The organism is Polaribacter uvawellassae (genome assembly GCF_039748955.1).
Taxonomy (GTDB): Bacteria; Bacteroidota; Bacteroidia; order Flavobacteriales; family Flavobacteriaceae; genus Polaribacter; species Polaribacter uvawellassae.
In genome coordinates, this window is the sequence record NZ_JBDIZN010000001.1 from 1 (window position 1) to 15,217 (window position 15,217).

Annotated in this window: 14 protein-coding genes; 3 read left to right on the forward strand and 11 right to left on the reverse strand. The window is 30.9% G+C overall.

The window, feature by feature from the left end:
• Positions 1–263: 263 nt before the first annotated feature.
• The 4 genes from ABDX67_RS00005 to ABDX67_RS00020 are packed head-to-tail and all read right to left on the reverse strand — an operon-like array spanning position 264 to position 3,696.
• Positions 264–629: a Na(+)-translocating NADH-quinone reductase subunit F gene (locus tag ABDX67_RS00005; RefSeq protein ID WP_347172558.1), complete on the reverse strand. Its 366-nt coding sequence runs from the start codon at positions 627–629 to the stop codon at positions 264–266.
• 2 nt (positions 630–631) lie between these two features.
• Positions 632–1,990: a DEAD/DEAH box helicase gene (locus ABDX67_RS00010; protein ID WP_347172560.1), complete on the reverse strand. Its 1,359-nt coding sequence runs from the start codon at positions 1,988–1,990 to the stop codon at positions 632–634.
• A gap of 42 nt (positions 1,991–2,032) precedes the next feature.
• A complete protein-coding gene (locus tag ABDX67_RS00015; RefSeq protein ID WP_347172561.1) occupies positions 2,033–2,830 on the reverse strand; it encodes an alpha/beta hydrolase in 798 nt (265 codons plus the stop codon).
• A complete protein-coding gene (locus tag ABDX67_RS00020) occupies positions 2,827–3,696 on the reverse strand; it encodes an alpha/beta hydrolase (protein ID WP_347172562.1) in 870 nt (289 codons plus the stop codon). The genes ABDX67_RS00015 and ABDX67_RS00020 overlap by 4 nt, the downstream gene beginning before the upstream one ends.
• A gap of 89 nt (positions 3,697–3,785) precedes the next feature.
• On the opposite strand from ABDX67_RS00020, the gene ABDX67_RS00025 reads away from it, so the two are divergent.
• Both ABDX67_RS00025 and ABDX67_RS00030 read left to right on the forward strand, forming a co-directional pair.
• Positions 3,786–4,193 (forward strand): cupin domain-containing protein, encoded by a 408-nt coding sequence (locus ABDX67_RS00025; RefSeq protein WP_347172564.1) that lies wholly within the window; start codon positions 3,786–3,788, stop codon positions 4,191–4,193.
• Between the two features lie 100 nt (positions 4,194–4,293).
• Positions 4,294–5,904 carry a T9SS type A sorting domain-containing protein gene (locus ABDX67_RS00030; RefSeq protein WP_347172565.1) on the forward strand — a complete coding sequence of 537 codons (1,611 nt, stop codon included), beginning with the start codon at positions 4,294–4,296 and terminating at the stop codon, positions 5,902–5,904.
• A gap of 289 nt (positions 5,905–6,193) precedes the next feature.
• Here ABDX67_RS00030 and ABDX67_RS00035 read toward each other — a convergent pair whose 3' ends face one another.
• The 7 genes from ABDX67_RS00035 to ABDX67_RS00065 form a co-directional block, all read right to left on the reverse strand.
• Positions 6,194–7,501: a T9SS type A sorting domain-containing protein gene (locus tag ABDX67_RS00035; protein WP_347172566.1), complete on the reverse strand. Its 1,308-nt coding sequence runs from the start codon at positions 7,499–7,501 to the stop codon at positions 6,194–6,196.
• A gap of 129 nt (positions 7,502–7,630) precedes the next feature.
• Positions 7,631–8,941, reverse strand: coding sequence for an NADH:ubiquinone reductase (Na(+)-transporting) subunit F (gene nqrF, locus ABDX67_RS00040; protein WP_347172568.1), 1,311 nt, complete (start codon positions 8,939–8,941; stop codon positions 7,631–7,633).
• Positions 8,941–9,678 (reverse strand): NADH:ubiquinone reductase (Na(+)-transporting) subunit E, encoded by a 738-nt coding sequence (nqrE, locus tag ABDX67_RS00045; protein ID WP_347172570.1) that lies wholly within the window; start codon positions 9,676–9,678, stop codon positions 8,941–8,943. The genes nqrF and nqrE overlap by 1 nt, the downstream gene beginning before the upstream one ends.
• A gap of 77 nt (positions 9,679–9,755) precedes the next feature.
• The gene (locus ABDX67_RS00050; RefSeq protein ID WP_347172571.1) at positions 9,756–10,403 is read right to left on the reverse strand and encodes an NADH:ubiquinone reductase (Na(+)-transporting) subunit D; all 648 of its coding nucleotides are present in this window, start codon (positions 10,401–10,403) and stop codon (positions 9,756–9,758) included.
• A gap of 1 nt (position 10,404) precedes the next feature.
• A complete protein-coding gene (locus ABDX67_RS00055) occupies positions 10,405–11,151 on the reverse strand; it encodes a Na(+)-translocating NADH-quinone reductase subunit C (RefSeq protein WP_347172573.1) in 747 nt (248 codons plus the stop codon).
• 2 nt (positions 11,152–11,153) lie between these two features.
• The gene (locus ABDX67_RS00060) at positions 11,154–12,362 is read right to left on the reverse strand and encodes an NADH:ubiquinone reductase (Na(+)-transporting) subunit B (protein ID WP_347172575.1); all 1,209 of its coding nucleotides are present in this window, start codon (positions 12,360–12,362) and stop codon (positions 11,154–11,156) included.
• Positions 12,363–12,366: 4 nt separating this feature from the next.
• Positions 12,367–13,719, reverse strand: coding sequence for a Na(+)-translocating NADH-quinone reductase subunit A (locus ABDX67_RS00065; RefSeq protein WP_347172576.1), 1,353 nt, complete (start codon positions 13,717–13,719; stop codon positions 12,367–12,369).
• A 203-nt stretch (positions 13,720–13,922) separates the two neighbouring features.
• On the opposite strand from ABDX67_RS00065, the gene ABDX67_RS00070 reads away from it, so the two are divergent.
• Positions 13,923–15,155, forward strand: coding sequence for a type IX secretion system plug protein (locus tag ABDX67_RS00070; RefSeq protein WP_347172578.1), 1,233 nt, complete (start codon positions 13,923–13,925; stop codon positions 15,153–15,155).
• Positions 15,156–15,217: the final 62 nt, after the last annotated feature.

The following is a 15,217-nucleotide window of genomic DNA, read 5'->3' on the forward strand; positions in this document are numbered from 1 at the left end:
ACGTGAAAGTTTCTATTTCAAGTTTTGAAATTAATGCAGAAAAGAGAATTCCTCAAAATATAACTCCCAATATTCAAGGAAATATATTAATTGATATTGGATATAAATATGAATACAACAACATTGGTTAACAACGTGTATAATTAATTGCAATATTTAAACAAAAATTGAAAACTTAGTTACGCTTTCAATCGGTTGATTTTCTATCGAAAATCCACACTCACGAAATCGCAACTAACCATACACAAACACGTTAGCGAAACCTACTCCAAAATCTTAATGAAATCTTCAAAAGCTACATAATACGGTTGATCTTTAAAAACAGGATTTTCTGTGCTTTCTGCATTGGCAATTCCTACACCAGCAAACCAAACTTTGGCATTTTGTTTTTTGGCGTGTTCTTTAAAAGTTTCCATCCAAAGCACATCATAATCTTCTGGAGTTTGAATATTATTGGTTGTTTTTACCAATACAAAAATGGTAGGTTCTCCTTTTTTAAACAATACAAATTGCGGATGTTTTTTTAATTCGCTATTCACTGCAACAAATTCATAACCCATTTCTTGGAGTTTTTTTCCAACGATGTTCATTCCTAAATTATGCAATTCTTGCGCTGTTAAAACTTGCATTCTTATTTCTTTTTATTGTGCTTGTTGTAATTTTTATCGCCACGAGTTTTTGGCTTTTTATATTTCTTAGCAATTTCTCTTCGGTAAGAACCACCTTGATTGGTTTTACTGTTCTTTTCGCTTTTTTCGTGAAAAGCTTCACCAGGAATATATTCTTTCTTTGTTCTGTTTTTAGAACGCTCCATATCTTCTCTTGGGCGTTCATCTTCTGTTAACATTTCAGAAATTGCTACTTCAACAGGAAAATCTACTTTAGGAATTTCATAATTCATTAATTCCTCAATAGCAGTTTTATCTTCTTGTTCTTTTGACGTAGAAAATAAAATGGTTTTACCTTCTTTTTCTGCTCTACCAGTTCTACCAATTCTATGCATATAATTTTCAGGAAAATTAGGCGTATCAAAATTGATAACGTGGCTAATTTCTTCTAAATCTAATCCACGCGCCATAACATCGGTTGCCACCATAATTCGGTTCATTCCTTCATCAAACTGACGAATAGAACGAATTCTATAATTTTGTGTTTTATTAGAATGAATTACACAAATTTCATCAGCAAAAGATTCGTCTAACGATTCAAATAATCTATCAGCGCCACGCTTATTTGCAACAAAAATCAATACTTTGGTAAAGGTTTCTTTGTCTTTTATTAGGTGATTTAATAAATTAACTTTCGTATAAAAGTTAGGAACATCATAACATTCTTGTGCAATATTATCTAACGGAGTTCCACTTACCGCGATAGAAACTTTTTCTGGCGATTTAAAAAAGTCTGTAATTAATTTGTCAACATCTTCCGTCATCGTTGCAGAAAACATAATGTTTTGCCTGCGTTCTGGCAAAATGTCAAAAATATTTAAGAGTTGAAAACGAAAACCTAAATCTAACATTACATCAACCTCATCAATCACTAATTTCTGGATAGATTTCATGTTTAATGCTTTGCTTAACGCTAAATCGTAAAGTCTTCCTGGAGTTGCAACAACAATATCTTGTCCTTGCATAATGGCTCTTTTTTGCACATTAATATTTGCGCCACCATAAACTCCCAACACACGTAGTGTAATATATTTTGCTAGTTTTTCTATTTCCTCAACAACTTGCAATACCAGTTCTCTAGTTGGAACTAATACTAAAACTCGTGGATGAGTTTGATTAGAATATTTTAAATCTCTTAAAATTGGCATCATGTACGCAAAAGTTTTTCCGGTTCCGGTTTGCGCAATTCCAACTACATCTTTTCCTGATCTTACTACAGAAAATGCTTGTTCTTGAACTGGAGTTGGATGTGTAAATCCTAAGTCTTCAACGGCATTTAAAAGCTGTGTAGATAAATTTAAATCTTGAAAAGTAGTTTGCATAAAAAAATTAATTATGCGGCAAAGATAAGCTTTCTTAAAATGTTAGTTCTCTAAAATTGTTTTTAAAGTAGCTGTATATTTTTCAAAACTTCTTACGTTGTGATGTGTTCCGTTTTTAAGCGGAATAAATTCTTTTTTAGTGGTTATAATTAGCTTAAATAAATCTTGGCTTCCTTCAATTGGAGTTGTTTTGTCTTCCGTTCCGTGAAAAATGGTAATCGGACTTTTAACTTTTGAAATGTATTCGTTTGATTTGAATTTAAAGTTCAATAAAAATTTCGGAATTACTTTGTATTTAAAGTTTGCCGCGTGATGTAAATTATAAAAAGGTGCTTCTAATATTACATATTTCGGTTTGTTTTCTGAAGCAACTTTTGTGGCAAATGTGGTTCCTAAAGAACGTCCGTACACAACAATTTTATCTTCAGAAAATTGCTTTTTTACATAATCATAACTAAGTAAAGCATCATTATACATTTGGGTTTCATTAAAATCTCCAGTACTTTTTCCATAACCGCGATAATCAATTACAAAAACATCATAATTAAACTGTGTGAAATACGAAGTAATTTCTCCCCAACGAATTAAATTTCCTTGATTTCCATGAAAATACAAGATAATTCCTTTTGGATTTTTCGCTTTAATATGCAGCGCATTTATGGTTTGTTTGTCTTTTGTTTTTAGGTTTACTTCTTCAAAATCGAAAGGAAATTGATACATATATTCTGTCTCAATTGCTTCTGGCAAAAAGATTATTTTCTCTTGAAATAAATGTAATAAACCCATAATTAGTATCGGTAAAGCGAGTAAAAATACGACTACTTTTCTTGCCTTTTTCATTTTTTTGATGTTCGTTTAGATCGTATAAAATCTATGCTTGTATTTTCTCTATCAACTTTAGAAACACGTTCTTCATTTAAAACTTCATCTAGCGCTCTATGATAACTTTCAAAGTTATGTAAGTTTTTATGTCCGCCATCAATAATTGGATACAAACGCGTTAAACTCGGTTTCATTTTAGACAGTTTTAAACTCGATTTAAATTTAATCACTTTATCATTTGTACCATGAATAATTTTAATCGGACAATCTACATGTTTAATCCATTTATAGGTTGGCATTTGATAACGCATTACCAAACCTAACGGAATAAAAGGTAGATAGCGCTTTACATTTTTAGACATGCTAAAATACGGACACGCCAAAACCAACATTTTAGGATTGTTCATCGATGCAACTTTGGTTGCCAAACCTGTTCCTAAAGAACGTCCATAAACAATAATTTTATCTTCGTTGATGATTTCTTTTAGTTTTGCGTACACCAACAAGGCATCATCTTTCATAGATTGTTGACTCATTTTTCCGGTACTTTTTCCAAAACCACGATAATCAATCATAATAACATCGTAGCCATGAATGGTAAAATCTACCGCAAATTTTCCCCAACCTTTTATGCTTTTAGAATTGCCTTTTAGATAGTACACAACGCCTTTTGAGTTTTCTGCTTGAAAATGCAATCCGTTAATAACAACGCCTTTTTTAATTTCGAGATTGTATTCTTTTACTTTTTGATTTTCGTACTGAAATATAAAATCTTCTGGCAACTTTTCTGGGTGAAATAAAAAACGTTCTTGAAAAAAATATAAGACGATACTAACAACCGCAATTACAGCAAGAATGATTAAAATGATGTTTGTATAATTCATCTACAAATATATTTGCACTAAACTACTGATTTTTAATTCAATAAAAAACAGTAAATTTAACAACTACTAATTATATCAACCAACCAAAAATGATTCAATTACTCAGTAACTTCAGTAAAAACCTATTTCATAAAGACACTATTTTTATTATTTTTTTATTCCTTTTTTTTATTTCCTGTAAACCAGAAACAAATCTTCCAGACCCTTATGAAGCAGGTTGGAAAGGCAAAAAAGTTTGTGAAATATTGCAAGACAATGCTAAATTAAGAGTACTAAAATGCACGTTTCCTCCTGGAGTTGGCCACGAGAAACATCATCACAAAACACATTTTGGTTACACTATTACTGGAAGTAAATTTAGAATTACAAATTCTGATGGAATAAAAGAAGTTGATGTACCAACTGGAAGTGATTTTTCAAATGAAGGAATTACCACGCATGAAGTTTTAAACATTGGCAATAAAACCGCTGTTTTTTTAATTATTGAACCTAAATAAGTTTAAATGACTATTTATACTTAATTTACTACCAATCATACATCTTTCATTAAAATTATATGACATTTATCTAATTTTAATATTATAAAATTATAAAGCCATGAAAAAACTACTACTCAACACATTTTTATTTTTATTAATTTACAATGTAAATTCTCAGAACTGGGGAGAAACAATTTTAAGACAACCTAACACTGGCGCTGGTTATGCTTTTGGTTATAGCGTTGCTATACATGGCAATTATGCCGTTATTGGTGCTCATGGAGACACGGAAAGAACCGGCTCTGCTCATATTTACAAAAGAAATGCTAACAATGAATGGGTTTATCATCAGAAACTTGAAGCGTATATTGGGAAACATGATGATGAATACTTTGGATATTCAGTTGCTATTTATGGCGATTATATTTTTGTGAGCGCACTTACAGATAGACTTGACGAAGTCAAATTTGAAAAAATAGCTGGCTCAGTTATGATTTATAAAAAAGATGAAAATGACCAATGGAATGGTGTTCAAAGAATACGATCTTCTGATATTGCTATTGGTGATTATTTTGGTTCATCTATTGCTGCTGATGGCGATTATATTGTTGTTGGTGCAAGAGATGAAGATCATGACACGGCTGGAGGCAATCAAATTTCAAGCGCTGGAGCTGCTTATGTTTTTAAAATTGATGCAAATGGAGTTTGGAACGAAACGCAAAAATTAATTCCTTCGCATAGAGCTTCTTCAAATAACATCGGGCATTCTTTAGATATTAGTGGAGATTATATAGTTCTTGGTAGTGAAAACAAAACTGATGCAGATGGTTTAAATCCTTTAGGAGGAAATGGTTCTGCATTTGTTTTTAAAAAAGGAGCAAATGATGTTTGGACAGAAGTACAAAAATTAAAACCATCTAACGGAAAATCCTCATCTCATTTTGGTTTTGATGCAGTTTCTATTTCTGGTAATTATATTGCTGTTGGCGCAAAAAACATTGATCTTTTTGAAAATAATACTTGGTATGGAGGCTTAGTATATGTGTTTAAAGTTGATGGAGATGGTGTGTGGAACGAAACTCAAATTGTGAAAGCAGAAAACACCAGTAATTTTGGATTAGGAATTTCTTTAGACAATAATTTAATGCTAATTTCTGATCCTTCTGGTAGAGTTCATAACGGACAATCAAATATTTTAAATGTTGGTAGATCTTTTTTATTCACAAAAAACAATCAAAATAATTGGGTAATGGCAGAAGTAATTGAAGCATCTCAAATAGAAACCACAAGTTATATTGGTGGTGGCGATTATAACGGAATTGACAGCCCGTTTGCAGTTAGTTTAAGCGGCGATTATTTTATTCTTGGAGCACCAAGAACAACAAGAGTTGTTGGAGGAAACACCTATGGAACTGCTGGAACTGCTTATATTTCTGGTAATATACAAGCACTTGGCTTATTAAATGTTTTAAGCGTTAAAAACAATTTATTAACTTCTGTAAAAGCCTATCCAAATCCAACATCAGAAAGATTACAGATTAATTTTGGCGAAAACTTTAATAAAATTGATGTAGAAATTACAAACGTTTTAGGAAAAACAATTAAAAAGCAAAGATTTACTTCGAGTAAATTAGTGAACATTGATTTAAAAAATATTTCTAAAGGGCTCTACCTGATAAAAGTTACTGCTGACGAAAAATCTGCAATAATTAAGGTACTAAAGAAATAAATTCTATTTCTTTAAAAGTAAAGTTGTATGCAATAAAAAGTTCTTGTTTAGAAAAGTAATCCAAGTAAGTTTTTTCTTGCAATTAAAACATTTTACATGTTTAATTATAGGAAATAAAGAATTAAATGTAAAATTGCTTTTCTTTTCGTTATAACAAAATAAACACCTGGCCATTAATAACTAATTTGAAAAACAATATTAAAACAATATTGCTTAAAATGAATTTTAATGTTCTAAACGTACCTATTTTTGATGTAGAAATTTAAAAAATTAAAATCTTAAGAAAAAATTATTGAATTACAAAAAGCTTGTTTTTAAAATCTGATGTATTATTTACGTTTGTAATTCTCAATAAATACAAACCAGTATTTAAAATAGAAACATCTAATTGGTGGTTTTTATTTACAGGTTTTATACCTTCAAATAATAATCTTCCTTCAATTGAAAACACATTAATTTTCACTTCTGTATTTGGTAAATTTATGTATAAATATTCTTTAGTAGGATTTGGATAAATATTAATTATTCCTTTGTTTATACTTTGAGTAGAAAGTGTCTTTAAAGTAATTGTTTGATTTTTTATAACAGTTTTATCACATCTATTTACAGTTAATGTAATTATATAACTTCCATCTGTAGAATAAGTATGTTTTGGGTTTTTATCTGTTGATGTTTTTCCATCTCCAAAATCCCATACATAACTATCGGCAAATTCTGTTGTATTTGAAAAAGTAACTTCTAAATTAGATGTAATTTGATAATTAAACTTTACATCTGCATCTAAAATTATATTTCTCCAAACAGATAAGTTGTCAAAGCCAACTTCTTTTACAACATCTTTAATTTTTGTTACTTCTAGATTAGGAATTCCTGGATTATAGGTTGATGAACTTGCGTCTTTTTCAAAAATAATAGTATAGAAAGTTAATGCTCCAGTAAAACTTCCTTTTAAGGAAGGGTGCGTGTTGTCTGGGTCAAACAATTCAATATCAGGAAAAGAGTTTCTTATATTTCTCCAAACAGGGCCAACGGGAGAAATTATTGCATTAAACTTGGTTTGCATCTCTTTAAATCGTTTTTGCAATTCATCATCCATTCCATTGTAATCACATAAATTAGGGTAAGTAGAACAGTAATTTTGATAACCCTGTTTATAACCCCAAGTGTGATATAATACAATTTTAGCACACGGATTATGTTCTAAAATAAAATCCTTCATTTGCTGTAAATATGGATATACATTTTCTTCTACAAAACTATCCCATAAAGCCGGCAAAGAACTTCTTTCTTGTAAGATTACATATTCCCATCCACCTTTTCTAATTTTATTCATGGTTTCGGGTTTATTTAAATGTTGCTTTAAACTAAAACTTGGTATAGTAGATTCTTCGTAATTTAACACATCACCTAAAGAAGCAGCAATATTACTTGTTAATGCTGGCAAATCATTATAAAAAGTTTGACTATTTCCAATAAACAAAACATTTTTTGTTTTTTGAGAATAACCAACATAGTTACAAATAACAAAAAAACTAATTAGAAAAAAACTAGCTCGTAAGCTTAAAGAATAATTTTTATAAATAATACTTTTTAACATTTTTAAAAAAATTAACGTTTCTAAAGATACTAATTAAGTAACAAAACAAAAAAACCGACACATTTCTGTATCGGTTTTTGTCATTCATGCTTAAGCAGGAATGATATTTTTATCAATGGCGATTACCGCTTATCCTCCAAAGTCATCAAATCGGATGTTTTCATCTGCAATTCCAAAATCTTCTCCCATTTTCTGAACAGCATTGTTCATTAATGGTGGTCCACAGAAATACAATTCTAAATCTTCTGGTGCTTCATGATGATTTAAATAGTTTTCGATTACACAGTTATGTATAAATCCTAAAAATCCATCACCTTCAACATCATTAATATCTTTCTTCACTTTCCAATTATCAGATTCTAACGGATCAGATAATGCGATAAAGAATTTAAAGTTTGGAAAATCTCTTTCTAAAGCTCTAAAATGTTCAATATAAAATAATTCTGCTTTAGAACGTCCTCCGTACCAATACGTAACTTTTCTTCCCGTTTTTAATGTTCTGAACAAGTGATATAAATGCGATCGCATTGGCGCCATTCCTGCTCCACCACCAACATATAACATTTCTGCTTCAGATTCGTTGATAAAGAATTCTCCGTAAGGTCCAGAAATTGTACACTTATCGCCTTTCTTTAAGTTAAAGATATACGAAGAAGCAATTCCAGGATTTACATCCATCCATCCGCCTTTTTCTCTATCAAAAGGAGGTGTTGCAATACGTACATTTAACATAATTTCACGTCCTTCTGCAGGATAAGAAGCCATCGAATAAGCTCTTTCTACAGTTTCAGTATTTTTCATCACCAATGGTCTTAAACCAAACTTATTCCATTCAGCTTCAAATTTATCTGCCACATCATGTTCTTCTGGATGCGCAGTAATATCCATATCGGCGTATTTTATTTCACATTCTGGAATTTCAATTTGAATATATCCACCAGCTTTGTAACCCATATCTTCTGGAATTTCTACTACAAATTCCTTAATAAAAGTTGCAACATTGTAATTTCTTACAACTACAGCTTCCCATTTCTTAATTCCAAAAATTTCTTCTGGAATAGAAATATCCATGTCTTGTTTTACTTTTACTTGACAAGATAAACGAGCTCCCGCCGCTAATTCTTTTCTAGTAAAATGCGGAGTTTCTGTTGGTAAAGCTTCGCCTCCACCAGCATTTACGTGGCATTCACATTGAATACACGTTCCACCACCACCACAAGCCGATGGTAAAAATATTTTTTCTGCTCCTAAAGTTGATAATAAAGTTCCTCCAGAACCAACTTCTATTGTTCTTTCTCCATTAATGGTAATTTTTACAGGACCAGACGGAGATAATTTTTGTTTTACAAATAATAACAATGCAACTAATAACAAAGTTATTACTAAGAATGCAGCTACTGTAGCTACGATAGTTCCTAATGTACTTGCCGCTAAAATCATTATTCTTTAATTTCTTTAGTGTTACTAGCTAATTCTTCTTTTTTCACTTCTTTAGCTTTTACTTCTTTAATTACCTTAACAGCTTTTTCTGTTTTTGGTGCTTCTTTAGTTTCTTCATCACCACCAGTTAACATTCCGCCAAAACTCATAAAACCAATTGCCATTAAACCCGTTACAATAAATGTAATTCCTAATCCTCTTAATGGAGCAGGAATACTTGAGTACCTAATTTTTTCGCGAATTGCAGCAATCGCTAAAATAGCTAAAAACCATCCGATACCAGATCCAATTCCGTATGTTGTTGCTAATCCTAATGTAGCAATTTCACGAGATTGCATAAATAAAGATCCTCCTAAAATTGCACAGTTTACAGCAATTAATGGTAAGAAAATCCCTAATGAATTGTATAATGATGGTGAAAATTTCTCAACAATAATTTCTACCAATTGTACCATAGTTGCAATGGTTGCAATAAATAAAATAAATGATAAGAAACTTAAATCGTATGCTGCATATTCTGGACCTAACCAAACTAATGCTCCTTCTTTTAATATATATTGATCTAACAACCAGTTTAAAGGAACCGTTACGGCTAATACAAAGATTACCGCAGCTCCTAAACCAACTGCTGTAGTTACTTTTTTAGATACAGCAAGGTAAGAACACATTCCTAAGAAAGTGGCAAATACCATGTTGTCTATAAAAATCGACTTGAAAAATAATTCTAAATGTTCCATATTTTTTTCAATTATCAGTTATCAGTAATCAGCAATCAATGTTTTTATTTATTGATAATTGTTTACTGTTAATTGTTTTAATTTTCTTCAATTAATGCTTCGTTTCTACTACGTTGAATCCAAATGATAATTCCAACAACAATTAACGCCATTGGTGCTAATAACATAAATCCATTATTTTCATATCCAATTGAATATAATCCTGTTTTTTCTATTGGATCTCCTAAAACTTTATATCCTAATAAAGTTCCTGATCCTAATAATTCTCTAAAGAATCCAACAACGATTAAAATAACTCCATAACCAACTGCATTTCCAATTCCGTCTAAGAAAGAACGCCAAGGACCATTTGCTAAAGCGAAAGCTTCAAAACGTCCCATAATAATACAGTTTGTAATAATTAATCCAATAAAAGCTCCCAACGTTTTACTTAATTCATAAGCAAAAGCTTTTAACACTTGATCTACTATAATTACCAATGTTGCTACAACAATTAATTGTGCAATAATTCTAATTTTTGACGGAATGATATTTCTCATTAAAGAAATAACAACGTTTCCTGCTCCCATTACAAACAATACAGAAATTGCCATTACAATAGATGCTTTTAACTCTGCAGTAATTGCCAAAGCAGAACAAATACCTAATACTTGAATTGTAATTGGATTGTTATCTGCAAACGGATCTGTGATTAATGCTGCGTCTTTTTTTGATAAAAGTCCCATATTAATTTGTTTTTAAAGTGTTAAAGAATGATACATATTTTTTCAACTCTGACTTAATCATTGCCGAAACTCCATCACCAGTAATTGTTGCGCCGGCAATTGCATCTACTTCGTTATCTGTTTTATCTTCGTTCTTTGGGTCGTTGTTTGATTTTGAAATGGTAATTCCTTTAAAATTTCCATCTTTTAACAAATGTTCTCCAATAAAATCATCCATAAAAAAACGTAGTTTAATGTTTGCACCTAAACCAGCAGTTTCTCCTTTGTGATCAAAATATGCGCCTTGAACAACCATGTTCTCGTCCATACCAACATATCCCCAAACAGCGTCCCAAAGACCTTTTCCTCTAATTGGAGCAATGTAAAATGTTTTACCATCTTTTTCTCCAACAAACAAAGGCAATCTTCTTGCTTTTCCTTCTTTTTCTGCTGTTTGTTCTTTTTTTACATCAATTAAATATGCATTAGTATCTTCAGTAATTTTACCTCCTTGAATTACTAATTGCTTAGTGATGTATTTAGAAAATTCTTCGCCAACTTTATCTTTAGCAACAAAGATTGCATTGGTTTCATCATTTTCATTTACGCCCATTGCGTATAAAATATTCTGTTGTTTTTCTATACGTTTATTTTCGTTAATAGTTGGCTTTAATGATGATGCCAAAAATGCTAATAACGCTCCTACTACTAATACCATTCCTGTGGCAAAAAGTAGTGTATATAAATTACTATCTGTTCTCTTACTCATAACTAGGCAGTTTTAACTTTAGCACGTTTTAATCTTCTTTTTACATTTCCTTGAACCACATAATGGTCAATTGTTGGAGCAAAAACGTTCATTAATAAAATCGCTAACATTACTCCTTCTGGATATGCTGGATTGAATACACGAATCATAATCGATAAAAACCCGATTAAGAAACCATAAATCCATTTTCCTTTGTTTGTTTGTGATGCTGTTACCGGATCTGTTGCCATGTAAACTGCACCAAATGCAAAACCTCCAATTAATAAATGATGCCAAAAAGGTGTATTCATTAAACTAAAAAACTTGCTACTTTCTCCTATAATTCCTGCTGCTGCAACTTGATTAAAAATTAATCCCATTACTAAAGCACCAATAGAAGCACTTAACATAATTCTCCAACTTCCAATCTTTGTAAAGATTAAGAACAACGCACCAATTGCAATTAGTAATGTTGATGTTTCTCCAACAGAACCTGGAACAAATCCAAAGAACATATCAGAAACACTGTAAGCAAATTCTTTTCCTTGCGCTAAACTTCCTAAAATAGTTTCACCAGAAATTGCATCTGCAGTTCCTGTTAATTCTCTTGCTTCTGCAACCCAAACTTTATCTCCAGACATCCAAGTTGGATATGCAAAGAATAAAAATGCTCTAATTGTTAAAGCTGGATTTAAGATGTTCATTCCTGTTCCACCAAAAACTTCTTTTCCGATAACAACACCAAAAATTACTGCAACTGCTAACATCCAAAGTGGAATATCTACAGGAACAATTAAAGGCACTAACATTCCTGTTACTAAATATCCTTCTTCTACTTCGTGTCCTTTAATTACTGCAAAAATAAATTCAACAATTAAACCAATAACGTAAGAAACAATTACCAAAGGTAAAATTTTAGCTGCTCCAATAAATAAATTATCTAAGTTCCAGAATTCTCCACTAAAGAAAGACATTCCAGAAGTAAAATTACCATTTACTGCAATATTGTGTTGAAATCCTGCATTAAACATTCCAAAAATTAAACATGGCACTAACGCCATAATTACAATATTCATGGTACGTTTTAAATCATCTGCCGCTTTAATATGAGTTCCTCCGTGAGTTGTCTCATTTGGCAAGTATAAAAAGGTATGGATTGCGTTAAACGCAGGTGCCATTTTTGTTCCTTTATATTTCTCTTTTAAATTATGTAAATTTTGTTTTAAGCCCATAACCTTATCCTAATTCTTCTCTCATTAAATCCAACCCTTCTCTGATTATTTTCTGATGAGGTTGTTTAGATACACAAATAAATTCTGTTAAAGCAAAATCTTCTGGCGCAACTTCGTAAGCACCTAAAGCTTCCATTTCGTCTAAATCTTTATACATACATGCTTTTAATAATTGCATCGGATAAATATCTAAAGGAAATACTTCTTCGTAAGAACCTGTAACAACAAATGCTCTGTGTTCTCCGTTTGTATTGGTATTTAAATCGTATTTTTTCTTTGGATTTAACCAAGAAAAAGTAAACGCTCTAGAAGTAGAAACTTTATCAAAAACTGGCTTGTTCCATCCAAATAATTCATAATCGTTTCCTTCTGGAATTGCTGTAATTTGATTGTCGTAATATCCTAAAGCGCCGTCTAAAGCAACTTGAGAACCAGACAATACATTACCACTAATTATTCTTGAATTTTCTACGTTTAAATTATCTGTTACAACGTTAGAAATTGTTGCTCCAGGATATGCCGTTACATACTTTGGTGAAGTAAATTGAGATCCTGTTAATGCAATTGTTCTTTTTGCATTGAATTTTCCTGTTAACAACAATTCTCCAATTACAACTAAATCTTGCGCAGTAACTGTCCAAATCACTTCTCCCTTATTAATAGGATTTACTTGTGCAATTTGTGTACTTACATTACCAACTGGATGTGGCCCAACTAAACCATGAATTTGTGCATCTTTAATTCCATTAAAAGGAGATAAATTAGCTCCTTTAGAAATTGAAACATGTACTTTTCCTTCGGTTAGTTTGCTTAAAGCGGTAACAGCTGTTTGCAATTCTGCTTCTTTACCTTTTAACGCATAATCTAAATCTGCAGCTAAAGGCGCACTGTTGTAACCTGAAATAAAAATTGCTTTTGGTGCTTGATTTGGATTTGCAACCACATCGTACGGACGTTGTTTTACAAATGGCCAACAACCTGAAGATAGTAAGTGAGTTTTCACTTCTTCTCCAGACATTTTAGCTGCCTCTTTTTTACCAAAATCTGCAAACTGCTGTGACGTATCTGCTAAGATTTTAATTTCTAATACTTTTCTTCTTTCTCCTCGAATAATATCTGTCACTTTACCACTAACTGGCGAAGAAAATAAAATACGTTCATCACTTTTTGAATGAAATAGTGAATCTCCAGCTTTTAATTCTGCTCCAATTTTAACGGTAAGTTTAGGTATTATTCCGTGAAAGTTTTCTGGCTTTATTGCATAAACACCACTAACATTAGTGTTTGCTGTGGTTTGTTCTGCTTCGCCAACAAGTTTGATGTCCAAACCTTTTTTTATACGGATGTCTTTTGACATAGTAAATATGACTTTTAATTATCTTAAAAAAACATGCAAATTTAAAAAATTTAAAACCCTTTATCTAATAATTACAGTTAATCTTAAAAAGTTTTATTTATTTGTAACCATTCTAAATAACGTTCCTTTATGTTTTTTTAAAATTTAGTACGTTTGTACAATGACAAAGGCTAAACAGCTTTGTTTTAATAATCTATTTAATCATGAAAAGAAGTTTAGCTACTTTATGTATTATTATTTTGTTTAGCGCAAATTCTGTTGCACAACAAACTACATCTAGCAATATAAAATCTATTGTTTTAAAACCTTTAGATGCCACAGATTTTTCTACAATTGTTCCTTTAGGAAAAACAGTGTTGCTTTCTTTTGATGATTTAGACGCAGATCAAAAAGAATATTCATATAAAATAGAACACATGGATTCTGATTGGAAACCAAGTAGAATTTCTACCAATGAATATATTATTGGATTTAATCAAAACAATATTTTAGAATACGAAAATTCTTTTAACACCTTGCAAGATTACACTAATTACCGAGTTCAATTTCCGAATGAAAACACAAAAATAACGAAAAGTGGAAATTACCTTGTTTCTGTTTTAGACGAAGTACAAAACATTGTTTTTACCAGAAGATTTACTTATTACGAAAGCAAAGCATTGGTTGGAGTTTCTGTTGTAAGAAGCAGAAATACATCAACCGAAAACCAACAACAAACTGTACAGTTTACAATTAATTATAATGCGAACGAAATTAGAAATCCATCGCAAGAAATTACAACAGTTGTTTTGCAAAATAACATTTGGGAAACTGCAATTTCTAATTTAAAACCACAATTTTTCAAAAACAATCAATTGGTTTATAAATACTACAATAAACCAAATTTTTATAGCGGAAATGAATATTTGAACTTTGACAATAAACAAATAAGAAATAGCACGATTCAAATTGCTCGTGTAGAAAAAAAAGACATTTATCACGCATATTTATATCCGCAAGAAGTCAGGAAATTAAAACCATACACGTATTTTCCAGATATAAACGGACAGTTTGTTGTTAGAACTACAGAAGGAAATAATCCGTTTACAGAAGCAGATTACGCAATGGTTCATTTTTATTTAGATGCTGATGAGATTTTAAACAAAGAAATTTATGTTTATGGTGCTTTTAACGATTTTAATACAACTTCAGAAAACAAAATGACTTTTAATTCTGACACTAAAAAATATGAAACCTCTATCTTAATAAAACAAGGTTTTTACAATTATACTTTTGCTATAAAAGACAAGAACAACAACATAAATACTCACGAAATAAACGGTTCTTTTTATCAAACAGAAAACAAATACACAGTGCTTGTTTATTATAAAGCTTTTGGAGAAAACTACCAACGTGTTATCGGAATTGGCAGTGCAGTTATACATCCGCAAGAATAAAATGTACTAATATTTCTCTATTTACTCAAAGTTCTTATATTTGAAAAGCTAACTTTTCTAAA